We start from the raw sequence: 21671 nt of genomic DNA on the forward strand, positions 1-21671 counted from the left end.
AAGCGAAACCAGGTAAAACTGGTTTCGCTTTTTTATGTTAGATAAAATGACATGGACTATTGACCGCCCTGTTCTTTACGCCTAAAATTAAACTATTAAATTGATATGTAAAAAAATAAATCGGTTTATGCCGAGTTAGGGTGAAAATATGAGTGAAGAAAAGACTAGCATTGGAAAAAGTAAAGTATTAAAAGGCATTGCTTGGGCAACCCTTGCATCCACTTTTTGGGGTATTTCTGGGGTTGTTTTGCAGTTTGTCTCACAAAATGCCGCTATTCCAGCTTCATGGTTCTTGTCCGTCAGAACTATTTTTTCCGGGATTCTACTTTTAGCAATTGGTTCGATTATGTATGGGAAAAAAATCTTCCATGTTTTTAAGGACTGGAAATCGATTATTTGTATTGTGGCATATGGAATCATTGGCTTAGGTGCCAACCTGATGTCGTTTTACCTTAGTGTTCAGGACGGAAACGCAGCATCAGCAACCATCTTGCAGTATTTATCACCACTGTTCATCCTTTTAGGGGGCTTTTTGTTCTTTCATAAACGTCCCTATAAGATTGATTTAATCGTGTTCCTGTTGGCACTTGTCGGGGTGTTTTTGGCAATTACCAAGGGTGACATTAATCAGTTAGCCATTCCGCTGCCAGCGTTACTTTGGGGAATTGTTTCAGGAATTACGGCCGCATGCTACGTTGTCATCCCTCGGCCATTAATGGAAGAAAATTCACCAATTGTCGTCCTTGGATGGGGAACCTTGATTGCCGGATTAGTTTTTAACATTCATCAACCAGTTTGGGTTGGTGTACCTCACTTAACGATGGGTGCGATCATTGGAATTGGTGCCATTGTTATCATTGGAACCGTAATCCCATTTGCATGTTTGCTTCACAGTTTACACTTTGCTTCCTCTGAAGACGTTAGTTTAGTTGACGCCGTTCAGCCAGTAGTGACTTTCATTTTGAGTGTTATCTTCTTGCACACCAAGATTAGTTTAATGGAAATTGTCGGATCCGCCTTGGTAATTCTTGCCATCTACATCTTGCAGGATTCCAAGCGTCGCAATATTAAACAACAGAAGCTTTAGCCGAGATCATGGCAGATAAATATAAAGTAATTCGTTTTACCGGGGTTCCAGTTAAACTGGATGACTCTGGTAATTACGTAATTAAGAGGGATGAGCAGGGTAATTTTAAACTTCGTACTTGGCGGATCGGGAAACATACTAAGGGACATTTTCAGCGCATTGGTCAGGTTTTTTTGACGGAAAATAAATTAAGGGTTGCCATTGTGGCGGATTTTAGTGTATCTTTTAAAAAACGACATTTGTACACACCGATGGAACGTTTTTTAAATGATTACGTTGATTTGAAGTTGATTGATGAGGCAAAGTCACATTTAGATCAAGAGTAGACTGTGAGGAGAGAATATGAAAAGTAAAACGGGTAAGATGAGCAACACCGTTAAAGGAATTAGTTTAGCGGCGTTTGCTTCAACTTCATGGGGTGTTGCTGGCGTTATTACGCAGTACGTTTCACAAAACGTTGGGATTCCAGCTGCGTGGTTCTTGTCAGCACGAACTACCGGGGCTGCCATTGTATTATTACTAGTCAGTGCCATTATTTACGGAAAAGGCATTTTTAGTGTTTTCCGTTCATGGAAATCAATCATGTGGCTAGTTTTATACGGTTTGTTCGGTTTGGCTGCCAACATGGGAAGTTTCTACGTTAGTATCCAGACTGGAAACGCCGCTGCCACCACGATTTTGCAGTATCTGTCACCGTTATTCATCCTACTGGGTGGTTTTCTGTTCATGCACAAAAAGCCTATGAAGATGGACATCGTGGTCTTTATTTTGGCGCTAGCTGGAGTTTTCCTTTCAATTACTAAGGGGGACCTTTCTCAATTATCCATTCCCTTTGACTCGTTTTTCTGGGGGATCATTTCTGGAATCACTGCTGCTTTGTACGTTGTGCTTCCAAGGCCACTGGCTCACGACAACTCACCAATCGTGGTTCTTGGCTGGGGAACTCTGATTGCCAGTTTAGCCTTTAACATTAATCATCCCGTTTGGACCAACGTGCCCCACTTAGGAATGGGTGGAGTCCTTGGGGTTTGTGGGATCATCCTCTTTGGGACCCTACTCACATTCTCATCACTGATCTACGCTTCCCGCTTTACTTCTTCAGAAGTTATCAGTTTACTAGACGCCATTCAACCCGTAGCAACCTTTATCTTGAGTGTGATCTTTTTACACACCCACATCAGTTGGATTGAAGTTCTTGGTGCCGTTCTGGTTATTTTGGCCGTTTACATCCTGCAGTACGTCCAGCGACACAAGAATCAAGAAGAACTCTTATAACTTTCTTAAACCCTTGAGCATATTGGTTTGAACCCCTGATGTTTCAAGATATAATGATGTCATACTTAAATAAAGGGGAGAGATTGTTATGTCAGACGAAAGTAAAGAAACAAAAGCATTAGATAAGATTTCAGAAATTATGAACGAACTCCAAAAAACTTTGGACAAGGAAGGCACTGAATCACAAGAGGGCCACAAAGTTCATCGTTGGTTAGAAGAACACCGTGCCATTCATGAAATTAAACGCACCCTTCATGAAGTTGGTAAGTTCGACAAGTTCGATTCTGCTGCTTACGATAAATTTATGAAAGATTATAAAAAGGTTGTCGACGATTTGGACGACAACGATTAATAAGCTCTAAAAGGAGGCTACTCGGTAGCTTCCTTTTTTTGTGACAATTTTAATAAATAAAATCGGAGATGAGAATTTGGTAGATAAAAGTAATGGATTTAGTTTTGATGGGTTCACTTTAAATCCGGCAGTGGGAGAACTAAGTAGTAATACACAATCGATTAAGCTAACTCCCACGGAGACCTCACTAATGGTCCTTTTCATTGAACATAAGAATAAGTTAGTATCCAAAAAGGAATTGATGACGTTTCTGTGGGCGAATGGAAGTTTTATTGACGAGGATGCCATTGAAGATGACATTAGTTTACTTCGACGCAAGTTAGACCAAGTTGGATTAAAAGAAAAGATTAAGACGGTGCCAATGCGGGGGTATAAGTTGGTTGCCGATCGTTAATAATCTAAACTTTTTAGAGAAGTCAGTCATGCTGGCTTCTTTTTTGTGGATGAAAACTAATTATTGATAGTGTAAACTAAGATAAGATTAAGAAAATATAGTAGGAGGGTAGAAATGACACGAATATTTTTAGTTGAAGATGATCAGACAATTGCGAAAGCAGTTGTTAGTGAACTTAAGAAATGGAAATACATAGTAACGGTGGCAAAAGATTGGGAATACATACTAGATGAATTCAATGCGGTAAAGGCTGATTTAGTTCTAATGGATATTACCTTGCCAATTTATGATGGATTTTATTGGACTGAAAAGATCCGCAAAAAATCAAATGTCCCCATTATTTTTCTTTCGTCTGCAGAAATGGACCCAAACGCAGTTCGTGCCATTTCCGCTGGTGCTGATGATTACATTACTAAACCGTTTTCCACTAACGTATTGAGTTCTAAAATTAGTGCGATGTTGCGTCGTACTAAGAATAACCAACCCAACGAAAACTATTTAGAATACGAAAACTTTAAACTGAACTTTCTAACAAATGAATTCAGTGACGGTAATGATGCGGTTAAGTTAACCCCAACTGAAGCCTACGTTTTACGCATCCTTATATTAAATGTCAATAGTCTAGTCTCGAAAAAGAAATTAATGCGTTTATTGTGGGAAGGTGGGTCGTTCATTGATTTGGACGTTCTTGGAGTAAATATTAGTCGTTTAAGAGGCAAACTAAATAAGGTTGGTCTGAATGATCGAATTGTAACCGAACGAAAACGCGGATATAGGTTAATTTCTGATGAATAAGATTAAATATTGGATTCAATTATTCTTACAACAAACTCCAATTGTATTAGTTTACTTGATCACGCTTAGTTTCATGTTAGCGTTATGTTTGCTTTACAAGTTTCCAATGGAAGTTTGTAAAGATTTGATCAGGTTTACGTGGATACCCGTCGTTTTTATTATTTTGTATCAAATCGTTAAGATGAATCACAAAATTTCTAAGACCCAAAAGGATTTTTCTAGTAGAAAAATTAACGAGTTCTCCAAATCTGATCCACTACTTAGGTTGACACAGATGAATTTTAATAAACAAATTGATAATGTCACTAGGTTAGAAAAGAAAATTAGACAGCGTGAGAAGAATAATCAGGATTATCTGATGATGTGGAGTCACGAAATGAAGCTTCCAATTGCCAGGCTTAGTATTTTGGCAGAACAATCCGCTAAGATTGATAGTGACGACATCGTCAAACAAGTGTCGTTAATGCAAAATGAACTCGATAACCTATTAACTTATGAACGATTAAATAGTTTTAATCATGACTTAAAGTTTGAGTCGTATGATTTAAATTTAATGATTCAGCAGGTTGTAAAAGAGTATTCGATCTTTTTCATCGAAAAACAAATCACTCCAAAAATTGAAGTTGATAACATTAAAGTTTTAACTGATAAGAAATGGCTTTCTTTTGTGTTAAAGCAGGTAATTTATAATGGATTAAAGTATGCTTCGAAAAAAACTGTAATTCATGTGAATTGGAAGGGAACTACCCTTAGTGTTCAAGATAGTGGAGTTCCAATCCGTCAAAGTGAGTTGTCACGAATTTTTGAACCTGGTTTTACGGGAACTAACGGGAGAACACGGCAGTCTTCGACAGGGATGGGTTTATATTTAACTAAAACAATCTGTGATGAATTGAATATTAAAATTATGGTGACTTCTAATGAACGCGTCACTACCGTTAAATTAACTTTTTCTGACTTAACAATTGAAAAATAACAAACTGTAAGGTTACTTTCAAAACCGTAAGATCGATTTTTTAAGTAACCTTTTATAATGGATTCATAACTTAAACAAGGGGAATTTTAGATGACTTTATTAAGATTAGAACACGTTAAGAAAGTGTATCGAGAAGGATTAGAAAAGAAAATTGCGCTAAAGGATATTTCTTTTAATGTGAACAAAGGTGACTTTGTTGCCATCATGGGCGAATCTGGTGCTGGAAAGACCACACTTTTAAACATCATGGCAACCCTCGATAAGCCAACAAGTGGTGTAATCAATTTGAATGTGACAAACATTGATGAGCTATCTGAGGAACAAGCAGCCAGATTTCGACGTGATCATCTAGGTTTTATTTTCCAAGATTTTGATTTATTAGATACATTTAATAATAAAGACAATATATTACTCCCCTTAGTTTTAGCTAAGACCAGTATGGTATTTATGACCAAGCAATTAAATAAAATTGCTGATGAATTAGGAATTAGTAGTATTTTGGAAAAATATCCATACGAAATTTCTGGTGGTCAGAAACAAAGAATTGCATCTGCTAGAGCGTTAGTGACTCGTCCAGAATTAGTTTTAGCAGATGAACCAACGGGAGCACTTGATTCTCATAATTCGGCTAGGTTAATGAAACTACTTAATTCAGTAAATGTTGCCGGGCAAACGATTGTGATGGTGACTCACAGTGCCTTATCGGCAAGTTATTCAAAACGAACTCTTTTTATCAAAGATGGGATCATTTATCATGATTTGAGAAAAGGAGACATGAGCCAGAACCAGTACCTTGATGAAATTTCCAACAGTGTTAATTCCATTATTAGGGGAGGCTCTGATAATGATTGAAGCTAAATTATCCTTCCATAGTCTGAGACATAATCTTTCGCGATATGCCCTATTTATCCTTTCAACGTCACTATTAATTGGAATTAACTACATTTTATTTAGTTTATTAAATAATAGTAGTCTTCATAACAGTGAATATTGGAAGTTGATTGAGGCTCTGATGATACTCGGACTAGTATTTGTATTACTTATTTCTGTGATTTTTATTTTCTATGCGAATAGTTTTTTGATGCGACAGCGGGATCAAGAGCTTGGTCTGTATAATATTTTGGGACTGACTAAAGCAAATTTAGATCTGATTCTTTTGATTGAAAATATCATTTTATACTTAGTTAGTAGCGTAATTGGGATAATATTTGGGATCACTTTTGTAAAATTAGCGTTTTTAATTCTTAAACGATTACTAAATGACAACCAAATTAAGAGTACTATTTCGATTATTGCTATCGGATTGGTGTTACTGATATTTGCTGGTATTTTTCTCTTAATATTTTTATTTGATGTATGTCGCATTATCAAGACTAATCCAATTATGTTGCTTAGGGCGGCAAGCAAGACTCCTAATGAGCCGAAGTCTCATTACCTCTGGGGAGTGATGGGATTAATTTGTTTAGCAAGTGGTTATTTCATCTCAGCAACGACTAAGCCCAATAACAGCGTGTTATATGTATTTATAATTGCGGTAGTTTTAGTTGTAATAGGAACGTACTTAGTTTTTATTACCGGCAGCATTTTAATTTTAAAAATGCTGCAAAAAAACAAACGATTTTATTACCAACCCAATCACTTTATTTCTATTTCGGGAATGTTGTATCGAATGAAACAGAATGGTGCAGGGCTAGCTTCCATTTGCTTATTATGTACAGCAACTTTGGTAGTAATTGTGGCTACTGTAACTTTATTTATTAACACCCAAGCATTAGTCAAAAATTTTAGTCCATATGATGTTATGGTTACGAGTAGTACTAAGTTTACTCAGACTAATAAGGAAAGTATTAGTAATATTGCTAGACGGAACCACACTAATATCACTGATTTTAAACAATTAAAACAAACTCAACCACAATCAGGAAACTTTACTGAGGAAGGTAAATTTGTCCCAAGTTTAACTGGTAAAACTGAATTATCAACCGTATCGTTGAAAGATTACAATGATTGGCAGCATCAAAACGTTAAATTGAAACCGAACCAGGTATTATTTTTCTCACCTAGGTCTAAGATCGTTCCAAAAGAGATTAAGACAAATGGTGGTGAGTATCATGTTAAAAGAATTAATCATTTCTCTGTCACATCAGATTCACCTAACTTAGGGCAGCGTAGGACGTATGTTATTGCTCCAAACAAAGAGAGTGTCTTGAAAATCAATCCATTGGTGAAAGAAGAGAAAGATGTTCCCTTTCAAAATGTAACTGCTTTTAATATTTATGGAAATGATAAAGCTAAGGTGGCCACTTCTAGACAAATCCAGAAACAATTAAAAATCCCAGAATATGAGTATACTTCTAAGCCAATGATGAAAGATTTAATTCAATCTGTTTTTGGTAGTCTGTTATTTGTTGGAATTCTAATTGCTTTTATTATGGTAATTATGACTGCACTAATTATCTATTACAAGCAAATTTCTGAAGGAGTTTCTGATAAAGATAGCTTTAAAACAATGAAAAAAGTTGGGTTAAGTACTAAGGAAAGTAAACATGCAATTCACAGTCAAATGCTCATGGTCTTTATGTTGCCAATTGTTGGAACAGTTATAAACTTAGGCTTTGCATATCCAGCTCTATCAAGTGTACTAAAAATGATCGGGGTATATGATTCAAAAGTTATGCTAAGCGTCAGTGTCTGTGCGACACTAGTTTTAATTATTTTCTATATAGTAATTTATCTGTTAACAACTCATGTTTATCAACGAATCGTTAACAATTAATTCTAAATAAAAGAGATGACAATTCAGTCATCTCTTTTTGTATAAAAAAAGAACCCATCAATAATGATGAGTTCTAAGAATCAAAAACTATTTCTTAAGTAACTTTTCAGCATCAGCTTTAACGTCGTCATCGCTCATGTTTAAGTACTTTTCCATATCAGATTCAGTCTTCATGGTATCATGACTGTTATCTTCCATGTAGTGATCCCATAATGCATCACGTACTGGAGTAGAGTCGTCGCTCCAATCAAATACTTCTGACATCTTTTCGTCTAATACGCGTGGTGTTTCAAAATCATCAGCCATGTTATATATCCCCTTTTTCATTTATTCATGTCTATTTTAGTTCTTTTGGGTTAAAAATGTTAGTTATTTGCACTTAATTTAGTGTTTTTACTTAACTTTTTAATGCCAGGGATACTTATCATTGTTAAAAAACTGATTAAATATAATACGGATAGGAAAATCATTACTATCATTAGATTATATCTGTCCATTAGAATTCCGATAATGACCGATGACATTCCACCAACAGCTCGCCCAACTCCCACGATGATATTGTTGGCGCTACTTCTCACTTCAGTAGGATAGAGTTGACTCACAACCGCACCATAGCCGCCGTACATCCCGTTTGAGAAGAAACCAACGACCGCACCAATCACTAGTAGAGCAATCGTGGTGTGCGCTAGGGCCAATAAATAAACCATGATTGATGAGGCAATCAGGAAGATCCCAAATGAGAGCCGGGGTCCGATGTGATCAAGAATCGTGCCAAATACCATCATGCCAACGCTCATCCCAATAATGGTGGAAATCATCCACAGTGAGGATCCCGCGACGTTTAAGCCACTTTGCTTTTGAACGATGGTTGGAAGCCAGTTCATTAAACCGAAGTATCCAGCGATCTGAACGGTCGTCATAATCATCAAACCGACACTTTGATAGGCGGTCTTAAAGTCTGAAAACATGTATTTTTTAATGGCTTCGCCAGTTGAAATGGTCTGTTCCTGCTTTGATTCAAGAAACTCATCCGACTCATGTAGGTGGCGTCTAACGAAGAAGATTAGGACAATCGGAATGAGCCCGAACAAGTACAACGCATGCCAGCCAAGGTGTGGAATAACAAAGGCGGCCAGGATGGCTGCAAGTAGAGCACCAACTTGCCCACCGACAGATGCAATTGATGACATTTTTCCTAACTTATTCTTTGGAAATGCTTCAGCTAGTAAAGTAATCCCGAGTCCGTATTCACCACCAGCTCCAATCCCGGTCAACAGTCTTAGAAAGTAGATGAGGTAGATGTTGTTGGCAAATCCCATCAAAGCGGTCGCAAACGCAAAGATGAAGATGGTGTAGGTAAACGTTTTGACTCGACCAAAACGGTCACCAAGAAATCCAAAGATCACGCCACCAAGCAACATTCCCCAGTTGGTGATGGTTCCAATTAACCCGGCCGCTCCGGCTGAGATGTGTAAGGATGCGATGATCGAACTCATTGTAAAAGACAGAAAAAGCACATCCATGTTTTCAAGGCCAAAGCCAGAACTAGACGATAGTAAGACTAGTTTCTGGTTCTTGCTCATTGATGCATGGCTGTGCTCAGTATTATTGCTTATTTTATCCATAATTTCCTCCAAATTAAGACTCGCTGGTCTTGTTTATTTGACGCTGTTAGTGATTATTACATAGTAAAATTGTTTTGACAAGATGAACTTTTACCTTGACGGCCCCACCGATATTCCCTATATTTAGAGTAATAATTAATTAAGTTGGTTCAGAGAAACCAGGATTATGTTTATTAACTAATATAAATTTAATTGTAAAGGACCATTCTCTGACACCCGTCTGTGATTGGTCCTTTTTTGCGAGGTAAGAAAATGAAGAAGACAATGATGATTGCGCTGGATTTTCCGACGCAGATGGACGTAAATACGTTTTTGGATCAATTTGCGTACCCAAGTCAGTTGACGGTCAAGATTGGCATGGAACTTTTCTATCGATACGGTCCTGAGACGGTCAAAGAAATCAAAAATAAAGGGTGTTCAATCTTTTTAGACCTGAAGTTAATGGACATTCCTAATACTGTATACGCGGGCATGTTTCAGCTTGCTCAACTTGGGGTTGACTACGTGACCGTGCACACACTTGGCGGAAGTGAAATGATGAGGGCTGCTAAGCGCGGCTTAGTGGATGGCAGTAATAAGTCTCATAATCAGGTTCCCGAGTTATTAGGGGTGACCGAACTAACTTCTATTTCGCAAAAAGGACTCGCTAACGAACAAAATTGTTCTTTGAGCATGAATGAGCAGGTGGTTTCTCTAGCTAAGTTAGCTAAAAGTTCTGGTTGTGAGGGAGTTATTACCTCCGCTAAGGAGTTGCCCGATTTAGTGAAGCAGGTTGGGGTTGATTTTGATTACGTTGTGCCGGGAATCAGAAGTAAAGACGACGCCAGTGAAGATCAAAAACGGGTGGCAACACCAGAACAAGCAAGACGTGATGGTGCGTCTGCCATTGTGGTGGGACGTCCCATTACGCAGAATGAACATCCCTATCGGGCTTATCAAAAATACAATGATGAATGGAATTTAAGAAAGAGGACAGATTAGTTATGAATAGTACAACTGAGATTTTAAAAGACCTGGTTAACGACCAAATCGTTCAACTGAATCCAAGACGCCCCTTTACGTTTGCCAGTGGGATTAAGTCGCCAATTTACACCGATCTGCGTTTAACGATTTCGTATCCAGAACTAAGAAAAAAGATTTATCAGGCCCTTGATCAGTTAATTCAGACTAATTTTCCGAACGTCACGGTCATTGGCGGAGTGGCAACGGCTGGGATCCCGCATGCAGCCTGGGTAGCTGAAGCAATGAAGTTACCGATGATCTACGTTAGATCCAAACCAAAGGATCATGGAACCAGTAAACAGATTGAAGGAAAAGTAGGCCCAGATGATCACATTGTGCTCATTGATGATTTAATTTCAACTGGCGGCAGTGTGATTAAAGCGGCTCAGGCAGTTCAAAATGACGGCCATCAAGTTGATGGGGTGGTTTCCATCTTCTCCTATGGTTTTAGTGATGCCGACGATAATTTTGACAAGGCTGATTTAAGATTTGTTCCGCTGTTAACTTATCCTGAACTAATTAAGCAAATGCTTAACAACGGTCAAATCGAAAATGATCAGTACGAGCGACTTAATAAATGGCATCAAGACCCCTGGGCATGGAAATAAATCACTTTTTTAATTCTTCGTTTTTTAAGGATATATTACAATCTGTTATCGCTTACAATTCCCTGTTGACACGTGAAAATTTTAACTATATGATAGGAATTGTTGATAGATAGACGACTATAAATCATGGGAATAGGAGAATTAATATGGTAAAAGCAGCAGTTGTTAGAGATAATTCAGATGGATACGTTGATGTTAAAGATGTCAAACTTCGTCCAATTCACGAGGGTGAAGCTTTAGTTAAAGTTGAGTATTGTGGACTCTGTCATACCGACCTCCACGTTGCATCGGGTGACTTCGGTGAAGTTCCGGGCCGGATCATTGGTCATGAAGGAGTCGGACGTGTAACTCAAGTTGCTGACGACGTTACCGACTTAAAAGTTGGTGACCGAGTTTCAATCGCTTGGTTCTACTCAGCTGACGGTACTTGTGAGTACTGTGTTACTGGTAATGAGACCTTATGTCGTAACGTTAAAAACTCTGGTTTCACCGTTAACGGTGCCATGGCAGAAGAATGTATCGTTGATGCTAAGTACGCCGTTAAGGTTCCTGAAGGCTTGGACCCCGTTGAAGCAACTTCACTAACCTGTGCCGGTGTTACCACTTACAAAGCTTTAAAGATTGGTGACACGAGACCCGGCAAGTGGGTTGAAATCGTTGGTGCCGGTGGATTAGGTAACCTGGGTGTTCAACTTGCCAAAAACGTCTTTGGTGCTCCAGTTGTAGTTGTGGATGGAGATCCTAAGAAGTTAGAAGCTGCTAAAGAAAATGGTGCCGATGTTTTGATTAACAGACATGACGGTAACGTTGCCGAACAAGTTCAAGATAAAGTTGGTGGGGTTTACGATTCAATCGTTACTGCCGTTAACAAGGATGCTTTCACTCAATCAGTTAACGCTTTACGTCCTGACGGAACCTTAGTTGCGGTTGCTCTACCAAAGGGTGATATGGCACTTAACATCGACAAGACCGTTCTTGACGGTATTAAAGTTGCTGGTTCACTAGTTGGAACTAGACAAGATCTTAGAGAAACCTTCCAGTTCGGTGCTGAAGGTAAGGTTAAACCAATCGTTAGAACTGACAAGTTAGAAAATATCAACAACGTAATTGATGACATGAAGGCTGGTAAGATTGTTGGCCGTGTTGTTTTCGATTTCACTGGTGATGACAAATAAATTAAAATTATCAACTAACTTAAGAAGTAGAATTCATAGAATTCTGCTTCTTTTTTTAATAATTAGTCCTGGGTCCGTTATAATAGAAGAATAAAACTATTTTCAAATTCATAACGAACGAGGAATCATAATGACGGAACCAAAGTATAAAATTGCAATCCCAAATCAGGTCGTTGAACGTCTCCATATTAAGCCGGGAGCCAAATTGAACTTGACACTGCGAAGACAGGGCATGACGGTAGAGAAAGTTAACGATGGCACGCCGAATTCGTGGAACGTTTCGATCTGGTGGTCGCTGATTCCGGCGATGATGTCCGCGTTAATCGCACTGATCTTTTTTAAGTATCGGCACTTTCAGATCGTCCCCATCAGTGGTAAATATTCGATTGCCAGTGGCACCATTATATTGGGACTGTTTTTTGGTGCTTTACTGTTTACGATTTTTCTCATTAAAAGTCGCAAGAATCCACAAAATACCATTTATCGCAATATTTACTGGCGAAACTTTCCAACGATTGTTCTATCCTTTACTGCCAGTTTATTGGTTGGACTGCTTGGGGTATTTTGGATTCTGGGAATTGCTTTTAAAGGCGCCACTTTCGATGTGTATACGGCGACCATCATCATTGCCATTTTAGAGGGAATCGTGAACTACGTCATGATTAGTGTGGCAGTGGCTCTAACGCCAACTTTATTAGTCGATCTTTTGAACCTAATCATTGTTTCTGGTGTTCTGATCTCCATGTCGTCAAACAGTCATCGCTACTGGTGGCGCCATAATCTGAGCTTTTTGGGGACGAGTCGAGCAACCGACAGTTGGCAGTTTAACTTGACCATTATCTTTTCCGCTTTATTGATGTGGGCCGTGATTGATTTCTTGTTTGTTTCGTTAAAATCAGTTCAAAGACCAACCATTCAAACTTGGATTTTACGAACCCTTTTGACGTTAATGGCGTTTAACGTGGCCGCTATCGGGATTATTCCCAATGACATTCAGATTCCGTGGATGCATTTTTGGCACACTCAGTTTGGCTGGTCGTTAGTTTGGATTATTATTATTCTGATTGCTGGAATTCGTTGGCTTTGGCCTGGAATTTCTAAAAACTTCCTGAAAACGTCGTATTTGATTGGACTACTACTAGTGCTGGCCAGTATCCTCTTTCAAGTTGTGCACTACTTCTCACTAACAGCCTTTGAGATTACTTCGTTCACGTTGGCCTTTTCTTGGATTATGATGTTATTTCAGTACATCTTAGACGTCGTGAACAAGGGAACGCTTGATTTTACCGTGACGCTCGCTAAAAATAACAAACAAAATTCATGAAATAAATAACGTGATATCCTACAATTAGTTCATGGAGGTGTTAAGTATGAGTAGAGATTTAGAATCAAAAGTACGTTTAAATAATGGCGTTGAAATGCCCCAATTAGGAATGGGTGTTTGGAAGAGTGATAATAAAACCGCCGCTCAATCCGTTGAATGGGCACTAAATGATGGTTATCGAGCAATCGATACCGCTAAACAATATGGAAATGAAGCCGGTGTTGGTGAAGGTCTGAAAAAGGGTCTGACTGACAACGGATTAAAACGTGAAGATGTTTTTCTAACGACTAAAGTATTTAATGGTGATCAAGGATACGATTCAACTCTTGAAGCTTTTGAAGGCCAACTAAAGCGTCTTCAAACCCCATACGTTGACTTGTTACTAATTCACTGGCCAGTTAATGGCAAGTACAAGGAAACTTGGCGCGCTCTTGAAAAGATTTACCATGAAGGTAAAGCACGTGCCATTGGAGTTTCAAACTTCAATATTCGTCGTCTAAGAGATTTGATGAAGCATGCTTCCGTAAAGCCAGCTGTCAACCAAATGGAATTTCATCCCTTAGAACAAGAAGCTGACATTAAAGAATACTGTGACTTAAATGACATTAAACTTGAAGCATGGTCACCACTTGGTGGTGGAGCCGCTTTAAACAATCCACTTGTTAAGAAGGTTGCTGAAAAGTACGGTAAATCAACCGCACAAATCATCATTCGTTGGGACATGCAACGAGGCATTATCTCAATTCCAAAGTCAGCTCACGAAAAATACATTAAAGCCAATGCTGACATCTTTGACTTTGAACTTGACGATGATGACATTCGCCTAATTAATAGCCTTAACGTTGATAAGCGTTCAATTTGGTACGGTGACTTCCGTTGGAATGGGAATCCTGATGCTCCAGTTGACACTGTTGACCAATGGGATGACTAATTTAGTCAAAAGAGAAGCGTGTGCTTCTTTTTTTTATTGGTTGTGATTGTGACTGATAGCCTTTTTATTAAGATTTCGTTATAATGAAATTGTAAATAAATTAACAAAGGGAGAATTATTATGATTATTAAAGCAATTAAAAGTGCCCTTAACGTAACCAAAAAGCATTTTTGGATTTTGTTAGCAATGGTTGTTCCTGCGATCTTAATATCCGCTGTTCTGGGTGGATTGGTTAGCAGCCTGCAAAATTCTGAGGCTTTGAGTTTAAGTTATAGTTTGGGTGCCAGTTTTAGTATCTGGTTAATCTCGATCATCGTTGGAATTATTGGGATTGTATTATTTGAGTCAGCAGCGATGGGGTACCTGACTGGTGACGAGACCAATACGTTTAAATTTGAAGATGCCTTTGTGGCATTTAAACAAGGAAATACATGGTTAGTGGCAGCACTGTATGCCGCTTTTATGGATTTGATTAGTTTCATTTTTGGTGCATTATTTGTTGCCTCCGCTGGCGTTATTAGTGCTTCATTTGTTCCTCGAGTCTTTGGTTTTAACACCACCACCGCTCAAGTGGTCGCTTTGATCATTGTTGGAATTGTGATTCTAGCATTAGTTGGAATTGCTTGGATCTTTGTTGCCACTGGGTTAGCGTTCATTTACTTAACCTACTTTGATGCTCAACGAGATGGTAAAAAGGTTCACTTGATGGATGGCTTTTCAGCTTCATGGAAACTCATGACTGGCAATCGTTGGGGGCTGATTGGTTTGAAAGTTTTGAACCTAATCATTGCCATCGTAACCTACGCGGTAATTGTCCTGGTAGGTGCACTTCTCTGGTGGATCTTTGCCTCAATGTTGACATGGACCGTCTTTGCAATTGTGCTTGAAGTCATTTTGACGGTGCTCGCCATCGCAATTTCAATCTTTTACATGGTGTGGTTCTCAATGGCTAACATTAAATTCTACGAAGAAATTAAATAGTTAATCATTAGTTACAAAAAGAGAAGCAAGTTGCTTCTCTTTTTTTACGTTGTCAAAAAGAACTCGGCGTGTAATAATTCTAGTAACGAAAAATGGAGGAATACATATGATTGCAAATGCAATGACAAAGTCGTGGGGAATCGTTAAGAAGAACTGGTGGATGATGTTTTTAATGGGCATCCCAGCTGGGGTCGTGGGAGCTTTTTCGGATCCAATGATGTTGTTCAAGCTTCAAGGCATGCAAAGAGCCCTTTTCTCAATCTTTGAATTAATCGTTGGTCTGGTGGGGATCTTATTTTCTGCCTCTCTGGCCATGGGATACGCCAAGAGTATTCAAAATGATAGTTTTAAGTTTAAGAATGCTTTTGTGGCTTTTAATCGTAAGTATAATTGGCCTGTCATCATTCTGGTAGGACTATTAATGACACTTGCAGAGGCCTTTGCAACCCTCCTATTGATTGTTCCCGGCGTCATCTTGTCGGTTGGATGGGGTCTTTGGATGTATTCGTATCAAGATGAAATTGAGACCGGAAAAGAAGTTGGGATTACTCAAGCATTTACCGATGCTTGGCAAACAACGAAGGGTTACAAGTGGAACTTTTTTTATCTGCAGCTGTTATTTTTCTGTATGTATTTCGTATTAACCATTTTGATGACAGCCGTTACAACCGTTGTGAAGGGTAATTCTATTTTAGCCGCGGTGGTTTCTGTAATTGTATATGTTCCAATGATTTTCATTAGTTTCTGGAATTCAGCGGCTCAAATCATTTTCTACCGTGAAATTAAAAATAAATAAGTGTCAAAAAAGCGTTCATCATTTGATGAACGCTTTTCATTTCTTAATTTCTATTTAAATAGGGTGTTAATTTGATCATACTCGGCGTGGCTAAGTTCAATGTCTAACGCTTTAGCATTGCTTTTGACTTGCTCTGGCTTTTTGGCACCCGGAATAACAACCGTGATGTCAGGATTCTTGATGTACCAAGCAATGACGATTTGAGCAACGGTAGCGTCATGCTTGTCGGCAATTGGCTTTAGTTGGTCAACTTTTTCAACAATCTTTTTGAACTCTTTGCCTTTAAAGTCGGGATTGTCATGTCTGATATCATCCTTTGGGAACTTAGTTTCTTTGCTGTACTTGCCGGTCAAGAGTCCAGATGCAAGTGGGAAGAATGGAACAAATGAAATATCGTGTTCCTTTAGATATGGGAATCTTTCTCTTTCGGCTGAGCGATCAATCAAGTTGTATTCTTCTTCATCAATATCAACCAGTCCGTCAAGGTTGGCCTGCTTTAATTGTTTCATTGACATGTTTGAAACTCCGATGGCACGAATCTTACCGGCTTTTTTCATTTCGTTTAAAGCAGCCACTGATTCGTTTAATGGGGTGTGATCATCTGGAAAATGGATGTAGAAGATATCAACGTAGTCGGTTTGAAGTCGTTTCAAACTATCTTCGACGCATTGTTTTAAGTATTCCGGAGAGTCATCAATAACAACGCTTCCATCGCTTTGAACCTTTTGACAACCCTTAGTAGCGATCTGAATCTTAGAACGATCGTATCCCTTGATGGCTTCACCGATTAGTTTTTCTGATTCGCCCATGCCATACGCAAAGGCAGTATCTAGCAGGGTAATGCCAGAGTCTAAAGCTGTTTTAACGATTTCGATTCCGGTTTGGTCACTTAAGTTTGGAAATAAGTTGTGACCACCAACGGCATTAGTGCCTAAACCTAGTGGGACGGTCGTTACGTCTGATTTACCAATTTCTACTGTTTTCATGTTAAATTCCTCCATTACTGATTGAGTTCTGCTTTAATCTCAGGTTGGGCAAGCAAATAGTGATAGATAATGATCGCTTGATTATGCTTTGTATCCTTTGCTCCGTACAATAAAATTACATTACCAGATTTTAAATGGGTGGAAATTAATGATATAAATCCGGGCATTTGTGGATTATTTTTTAGTTCATCCAAATACTTTTGTTTGAATTCCTCAAACTTGGCGGGGTCGTGTCCGAACCATTTTCTTAGTTCGGTACTTGGAGCGATTGATTTGAACCAAATATCTAGATCGGCGTTAACCTTCGAGATTCCACGAGGCCAGAGACGATCAACTAGGATTCGGTATCCATCCTTATCGACGGGCTTGGTATAGATTCGTTCAAGCTTCAATTCCATTTTTCTTACCTACCTTCATTGATTATTTGATCTCTTATACTATAAGCAAGTATACGATACCTTGGTGCCCAAACGTTAGAATTTAGTCTTCAATGTGGTAAAATCAAGTGTAAAAAAATTAAGGAGGGACAGTATCATGGTTAGAAAAAATCGGATTTCGGATGGTATTTCCAAATTGCACGGTTCGGCCAATGAATTCTTGAAAAAATTTCAAACTGAAATCGATGAAAAACGACATCCTAATAAACAGAGAGTGATTGATGGGACAGATATTGAGCTGGCGCCACGGCAAAAGATTGAACGTCATCGTTATCCAGATTTGGTGGACTATGGCACCTATTATTCCGCAATCATGGATAATGGGCATACTGTTCTGGTCAACCCAGATTACCTTGAGTACAGCGTTGAGGTTATGCCCGGTTCCTATGATCAAGAGCATCATTTCATAAATGACACTAATCACTGGCGGATGTATTATGTTGATGGTGTTGGAATCGATCGTTACTCGGCTCCCATCCCAGAATCCTATGATTATCTACAGGATATGGATAATGATGAGGCCGATAAATTCCCAGGAATTCCCGGAGATCGATACGGAAATCGATGGGCGATTGGGTATAATTCAAAGGATAAAATCCTGTTAGTAAGTAGCGAGGCACTCAGTTTGAATAAACGTTAAGATGTTACCAAACGTCACATTTGTAACGTAAAACTAAATTTTGTGAGATGAAAATATGGAACAGTTAAGCATTGATAAAATAATGGAAATTCTTCCAAACCGTAACCCAACTTTATTTGTGGACCGAGTGGATCAGCTAACTCCGGGCGAGTCAATTGATGCCGTAAAGAACGTCACCGCTAATGAAAATTATTTTCAGGGTCATTTTCCCGGATTTCCACTAATGCCAGGAGTTTTAATTGTTGAGACCTTATCGCAGGTGGCGTCAATCCTCATTTTGAAATCGCTTGATGTTGATCCTAAAAGTAAGGTTACTAAACTTAACAAAACTAAAAATGTGAAGTTTAGACACATGGTTCGACCCGGCGACACTTTGAAAGTTCACGTTGATTTAAAAGAAGTTAACGATGGAACCTACACGATGGTGGCTGATAGTGAAGTTAATGGCGATAAAGCTTGTTCGGCCACGCTTGAATTCTCGTTAGCTGACCGGGTCGATTAAGTAGGTGATAAGTAGTGAGTGCTTTTAAAATTATTTCAAGCGCCAAAAGTGTTCCTGAAGAGGTCGTCACTAATGACGACCTGGCTAAGATTATGGACACCTCTGATGAATGGATCAAGAGACGAACGGGCATTTCAAGTCGGCACATTGCGGTTAATGAATCTACAACGTCAATGAGTGTGGAAGTGGCTAAAAAGCTTTTGAAAAGTTCTGGGACTGATCCTAAAGACTTGGATTATGTAATTGTGGCCACCATGTCATCTGATTATCAGACTCCATCGACGGCTGCTAGCGTTCAGGGTGCGATTAACGCTACCAATGCGGTGGCGTTTGATATTGATGCCGCATGTACGGGTTTTGCGTTTGGAACGTCAATTCTTAATTCGTTGTTAGCAAAAAAGAACGGTAGTTGTGGGATTTTGATTGGTGCGGAAGTATTAAGTAAGTTTTTGGACTGGTCAGATCGATCAACTGCCGTGCTTTTTGGTGATGGAGCCGCTGGAATCTTGGTTAAAAATGATCCTAGTTCTGATTCGAAGATCTTAGGAGAGTCCCTTCAAACTTATGGTGATTTGGGGTCAGCTTTAACAGCTGGACACTTTCCCTGCGTTACACCATTTGGGAAAAGTACCAATCAGGAAAATCGGTTCTTTAAGATGGATGGTCATAAAGTGTTTAACTTTGCGTTAAAGAGGGTTCCCAGTTCAATTAAAATAGCACTAACAGATGCTCATTTAGCTTTAGATGATATTGATGTTTTTGTCATGCATCAAGCTAATGCCAGAATTATTACTAGCGTTGTTAGAAGGCTTGATTTGCCGAAAAGTCGGTTCCCAATTGATATTGATGAATATGGGAATACAGCGGCAGCTAGTGAACCACTGCTATTGGCAGATTTGCTTACAAGCGGTAAAATTCAAAGAGGAAACAAAGTTGCCCTTGTCGGTTTTGGTGGCGGATTAACTACTGGAACTGTTATAATTAATTATTGAGGACAAACAAATTTTATTAAATGGAGTGATTATTTATGGCTGAAAAAGCAGATAAGAATCAGATTTTTGACAAGATTAAGGCGGTTGTTACCGACCAAACCGATATCAACCCCGATGACATTAAAATGGACGCCAACTTCAAAGATAACTTGGATTTAGATTCATTAGATATCTTTGAAATTGTGGATGCCCTAGAAGATGCCTATGACATCGAAATTGATAGTGATGAGGGCATGGAGACGGTTTCTGACCTAGTTGATTATGTTGCAAAGCAAATTGACGAAAAGAACGATAAATAATAAAGTGTTTTTTATTTTAGGAGTGTTTTAAATTTTGAAAATCGGTTATTTATTCAGTGGCCAGGGACAACAGTTTGCTAACATGGGATCTGACTTGTATCAAAATAACGATACCTATAAAAACGTGGTCGATACCGCGTCGCATACTTTAAATCTTGATCTATCCGATCCGAAGGTTTTTGACGATCCTGAAAATACTCAGATTGCCATTTTGACTTTGAGTTATGGGATTTACCAGATTTTAGCTGGCAAGCTTCCTAAAGCGCAGGCAATGATGGGTCTTAGTTTAGGCGAGTATAGTGCTTTAGTATCTGCTAAAGCACTATCTTTTCAATCAGGATTAAAATTAGTGCGTGACCGAAGCCACTACATGGATGAAGCCGGAAAGCAAAATCCCGGTTCAATGGCTGCTGTGTTAAAGGTTGAGCCCCAAGTGGTGGTTGACGTAACTAACGAAGTTGATGGAGCATACCCAGCTAATTTCAATACCAGCGAACAAACTGTGATTGGTGGGACTGAGTCTGGGGTCAAAACAGCTAGTGCAGAACTTAAGAACCGGGGAGCAAAGCGAGTCGTTCCCTTAAAAGTTGCCGTTTCTTCACATACTCCGCTGATGCAACTAGCTAGTGATTTGCTTTCAAAACGAATGGAGAATGTTGCCTTTAAAACCCCGGAGGTTCCAGTTATTAGTAATACTGACGTTGACCTGTTTAACAAGGATAACCTCTCCGATACGTTAACCCGACAGTTGGTCAATCCAACCCACTTTAAAGCGGATCTAGAATTCATGGTCAAAAACTACGGAGTAGATACGCTGATTGAAATCGGGCCAGGGAACACACTGACTAAATTTGCCAAAAAGACACTTAAAGATGTCGATTCTTATAGCGTTGACAGTTTAAAGAAATTAAATGATTTACAAGCAAAACTTGGTTTGGAGGACTAATTCATGACAACGAAAAATGACAAAAGCACGGTTTTAATTACCGGTGCTACTAAGGGAATTGGTCTGGCAACTGCCAAACGATTAGCAAAAGATCCACATAATTTTGTGATTGTGAATTCTCATCGAGAATTAAGTGATGACGAAGTAAAAGATTTAAAGTCACAGTTTGACACTGAGATTGAGATCTTGATTGGCGACGTTTCAAAAGAAGAAGACGCTGAGTCAATGGTGAACCAGATCTTAGATGAACATGATCATCTCGATGTATTGGTTAATAATGCTGGGATTACCAGGGACAAACTCTTAACGCGGATGAGCGAAGAGGATTTTAAAGCTGTGTTAGACACCAACCTCGTTGGAACGTTTAATATGACTAAGTATGCCTTAAAGACAATGCAAAAGAAACGAGCTGGTGTTATCATCAACACTTCCAGTATTTCGGGACTTCACGGAAATATGGGACAGGCTAATTATTCGGCAAGCAAATCAGGGATTGTTGGTTTAACAAAGACGACGGCACAAGAGGGATCACTTAGAGGGGTTCGTTGTAACGCCGTTGCTCCTGGTATGATCAAGACCGACATGACGGCCAAATTGAGTGACAAAATTATTTCGAGGTGGGAAGATACCATTCCCCTTCATCGTTTTGGAAGTGCTGAAGAAGTAGCCGAAACAATCGAGTTTTTGATTAATAATCAATACATTACCGGACAGGTAATCACTGTTGATGGCGGACTCACAATGTAGTTCCGTTTATTTAAGGGAGGATTCA

At 39.0% G+C, this 21671-nt stretch carries 26 protein-coding genes; 22 read left to right on the forward strand and 4 right to left on the reverse strand.

Annotation, left to right across the window (positions count from 1 at the left end):
• The first annotated feature begins 148 nt into the window (after positions 1–148).
• The 9 genes from AC6UDE_RS01670 to AC6UDE_RS01710 all read left to right on the forward strand — a co-directional run bounded on the left by AC6UDE_RS01670 (position 149) and on the right by AC6UDE_RS01710 (position 7655).
• Entirely contained in the window at positions 149–1087 is a 939-nt protein-coding gene (locus AC6UDE_RS01670) for a DMT family transporter (RefSeq protein ID WP_500693392.1), read from the forward strand.
• Between the two features lie 8 nt (positions 1088–1095).
• Positions 1096–1413, forward strand: coding sequence for a DUF7671 family protein (locus tag AC6UDE_RS01675; RefSeq protein WP_500696436.1), 318 nt, complete (start codon positions 1096–1098; stop codon positions 1411–1413).
• Positions 1414–1429: 16 nt separating this feature from the next.
• Complete coding sequence (locus AC6UDE_RS01680) at positions 1430–2362, forward strand: DMT family transporter (RefSeq protein WP_500693394.1); 933 nt, start codon at positions 1430–1432, stop codon at positions 2360–2362.
• A gap of 88 nt (positions 2363–2450) precedes the next feature.
• Positions 2451–2714, forward strand: coding sequence for a hypothetical protein (locus AC6UDE_RS01685; protein ID WP_500693395.1), 264 nt, complete (start codon positions 2451–2453; stop codon positions 2712–2714).
• A gap of 76 nt (positions 2715–2790) precedes the next feature.
• Positions 2791–3108, forward strand: a complete 318-nt coding sequence (locus AC6UDE_RS01690) for a winged helix-turn-helix domain-containing protein (RefSeq protein WP_500696437.1) — start codon at positions 2791–2793, stop codon at positions 3106–3108.
• Positions 3109–3222: 114 nt separating this feature from the next.
• Positions 3223–3903, forward strand: coding sequence for a response regulator transcription factor (locus AC6UDE_RS01695; protein ID WP_500696438.1), 681 nt, complete (start codon positions 3223–3225; stop codon positions 3901–3903).
• Positions 3896–4879: a sensor histidine kinase gene (locus AC6UDE_RS01700; protein WP_500696439.1), complete on the forward strand. Its 984-nt coding sequence runs from the start codon at positions 3896–3898 to the stop codon at positions 4877–4879. The genes AC6UDE_RS01695 and AC6UDE_RS01700 overlap by 8 nt, the downstream gene beginning before the upstream one ends.
• Positions 4880–4969: 90 nt before the next feature.
• Entirely contained in the window at positions 4970–5731 is a 762-nt protein-coding gene (locus tag AC6UDE_RS01705) for an ABC transporter ATP-binding protein (RefSeq protein ID WP_500696440.1), read from the forward strand.
• Positions 5724–7655 carry an ABC transporter permease gene (locus AC6UDE_RS01710; RefSeq protein ID WP_500696441.1) on the forward strand — a complete coding sequence of 644 codons (1932 nt, stop codon included), beginning with the start codon at positions 5724–5726 and terminating at the stop codon, positions 7653–7655. The genes AC6UDE_RS01705 and AC6UDE_RS01710 overlap by 8 nt, the downstream gene beginning before the upstream one ends.
• An 87-nt stretch (positions 7656–7742) precedes the next feature.
• Here the strand turns inward: AC6UDE_RS01710 and AC6UDE_RS01715 are convergent, their stop codons facing one another.
• Together AC6UDE_RS01715 and AC6UDE_RS01720 are read right to left on the reverse strand one after the other, a co-directional pair.
• Positions 7743–7961 (reverse strand): P8 family protein, encoded by a 219-nt coding sequence (locus AC6UDE_RS01715; RefSeq protein WP_500693400.1) that lies wholly within the window; start codon positions 7959–7961, stop codon positions 7743–7745.
• Between the two features lie 59 nt (positions 7962–8020).
• On the reverse strand, positions 8021–9280 hold the full coding sequence (locus tag AC6UDE_RS01720; RefSeq protein WP_500696442.1) for an MFS transporter: 1260 nt from the start codon (positions 9278–9280) through the stop codon (positions 8021–8023).
• Positions 9281–9532: 252 nt separating this feature from the next.
• Between AC6UDE_RS01720 and pyrF the strand changes: the two genes are divergently transcribed.
• From pyrF to AC6UDE_RS01755, 7 genes are all read left to right on the forward strand, one after another.
• Positions 9533–10261 carry an orotidine-5'-phosphate decarboxylase gene (pyrF, locus tag AC6UDE_RS01725; RefSeq protein WP_500696443.1) on the forward strand — a complete coding sequence of 243 codons (729 nt, stop codon included), beginning with the start codon at positions 9533–9535 and terminating at the stop codon, positions 10259–10261.
• Between the two features lie 2 nt (positions 10262–10263).
• On the forward strand, positions 10264–10890 hold the full coding sequence (gene pyrE / locus AC6UDE_RS01730) for an orotate phosphoribosyltransferase (protein ID WP_500696444.1): 627 nt from the start codon (positions 10264–10266) through the stop codon (positions 10888–10890).
• A 146-nt stretch (positions 10891–11036) separates the two neighbouring features.
• Entirely contained in the window at positions 11037–12065 is a 1029-nt protein-coding gene (gene adhP, locus AC6UDE_RS01735) for an alcohol dehydrogenase AdhP (protein ID WP_500696445.1), read from the forward strand.
• Positions 12066–12195: 130 nt separating this feature from the next.
• A complete protein-coding gene (locus AC6UDE_RS01740) occupies positions 12196–13389 on the forward strand; it encodes an AbrB/MazE/SpoVT family DNA-binding domain-containing protein (protein WP_500696446.1) in 1194 nt (397 codons plus the stop codon).
• 46 nt (positions 13390–13435) lie between these two features.
• A complete protein-coding gene (locus AC6UDE_RS01745; protein ID WP_500696447.1) occupies positions 13436–14320 on the forward strand; it encodes an aldo/keto reductase in 885 nt (294 codons plus the stop codon).
• Between the two features lie 120 nt (positions 14321–14440).
• On the forward strand, positions 14441–15301 hold the full coding sequence (locus tag AC6UDE_RS01750; RefSeq protein ID WP_500696448.1) for a hypothetical protein: 861 nt from the start codon (positions 14441–14443) through the stop codon (positions 15299–15301).
• Positions 15302–15407: 106 nt separating this feature from the next.
• Positions 15408–16097 carry a hypothetical protein gene (locus tag AC6UDE_RS01755; RefSeq protein ID WP_500696449.1) on the forward strand — a complete coding sequence of 230 codons (690 nt, stop codon included), beginning with the start codon at positions 15408–15410 and terminating at the stop codon, positions 16095–16097.
• 50 nt (positions 16098–16147) lie between these two features.
• Here the strand turns inward: AC6UDE_RS01755 and AC6UDE_RS01760 are convergent, their stop codons facing one another.
• On the reverse strand, positions 16148–17083 hold the full coding sequence (locus tag AC6UDE_RS01760) for an aldo/keto reductase (RefSeq protein ID WP_500696450.1): 936 nt from the start codon (positions 17081–17083) through the stop codon (positions 16148–16150).
• A 14-nt stretch (positions 17084–17097) separates the two neighbouring features.
• Entirely contained in the window at positions 17098–17481 is a 384-nt protein-coding gene (locus AC6UDE_RS01765) for a DUF488 domain-containing protein (protein WP_500696451.1), read from the reverse strand.
• Between the two features lie 136 nt (positions 17482–17617).
• Here AC6UDE_RS01765 and AC6UDE_RS01770 point away from each other — a divergent pair, with 136 nt between their 5' ends.
• The 6 genes from AC6UDE_RS01770 to fabG are packed head-to-tail and all read left to right on the forward strand — an operon-like array spanning position 17618 to position 21646.
• A complete protein-coding gene (locus AC6UDE_RS01770; protein ID WP_500693411.1) occupies positions 17618–18160 on the forward strand; it encodes a hypothetical protein in 543 nt (180 codons plus the stop codon).
• A 55-nt stretch (positions 18161–18215) separates the two neighbouring features.
• Positions 18216–18662: a 3-hydroxyacyl-ACP dehydratase FabZ gene (gene fabZ, locus AC6UDE_RS01775; RefSeq protein WP_500693412.1), complete on the forward strand. Its 447-nt coding sequence runs from the start codon at positions 18216–18218 to the stop codon at positions 18660–18662.
• A 14-nt stretch (positions 18663–18676) separates the two neighbouring features.
• Complete coding sequence (locus AC6UDE_RS01780; protein WP_500693413.1) at positions 18677–19654, forward strand: beta-ketoacyl-ACP synthase III; 978 nt, start codon at positions 18677–18679, stop codon at positions 19652–19654.
• Positions 19655–19689: 35 nt separating this feature from the next.
• Positions 19690–19953, forward strand: a complete 264-nt coding sequence (locus AC6UDE_RS01785) for an acyl carrier protein (protein ID WP_500693414.1) — start codon at positions 19690–19692, stop codon at positions 19951–19953.
• Between the two features lie 34 nt (positions 19954–19987).
• Positions 19988–20899: an ACP S-malonyltransferase gene (locus tag AC6UDE_RS01790; RefSeq protein ID WP_500696452.1), complete on the forward strand. Its 912-nt coding sequence runs from the start codon at positions 19988–19990 to the stop codon at positions 20897–20899.
• A gap of 3 nt (positions 20900–20902) precedes the next feature.
• Complete coding sequence (fabG, locus tag AC6UDE_RS01795; RefSeq protein WP_500696453.1) at positions 20903–21646, forward strand: 3-oxoacyl-ACP reductase FabG; 744 nt, start codon at positions 20903–20905, stop codon at positions 21644–21646.
• The last annotated feature ends 25 nt before the right edge of the window (positions 21647–21671 follow it).

Source organism: Fructilactobacillus sp. X2R5C3, assembly GCF_059901325.1.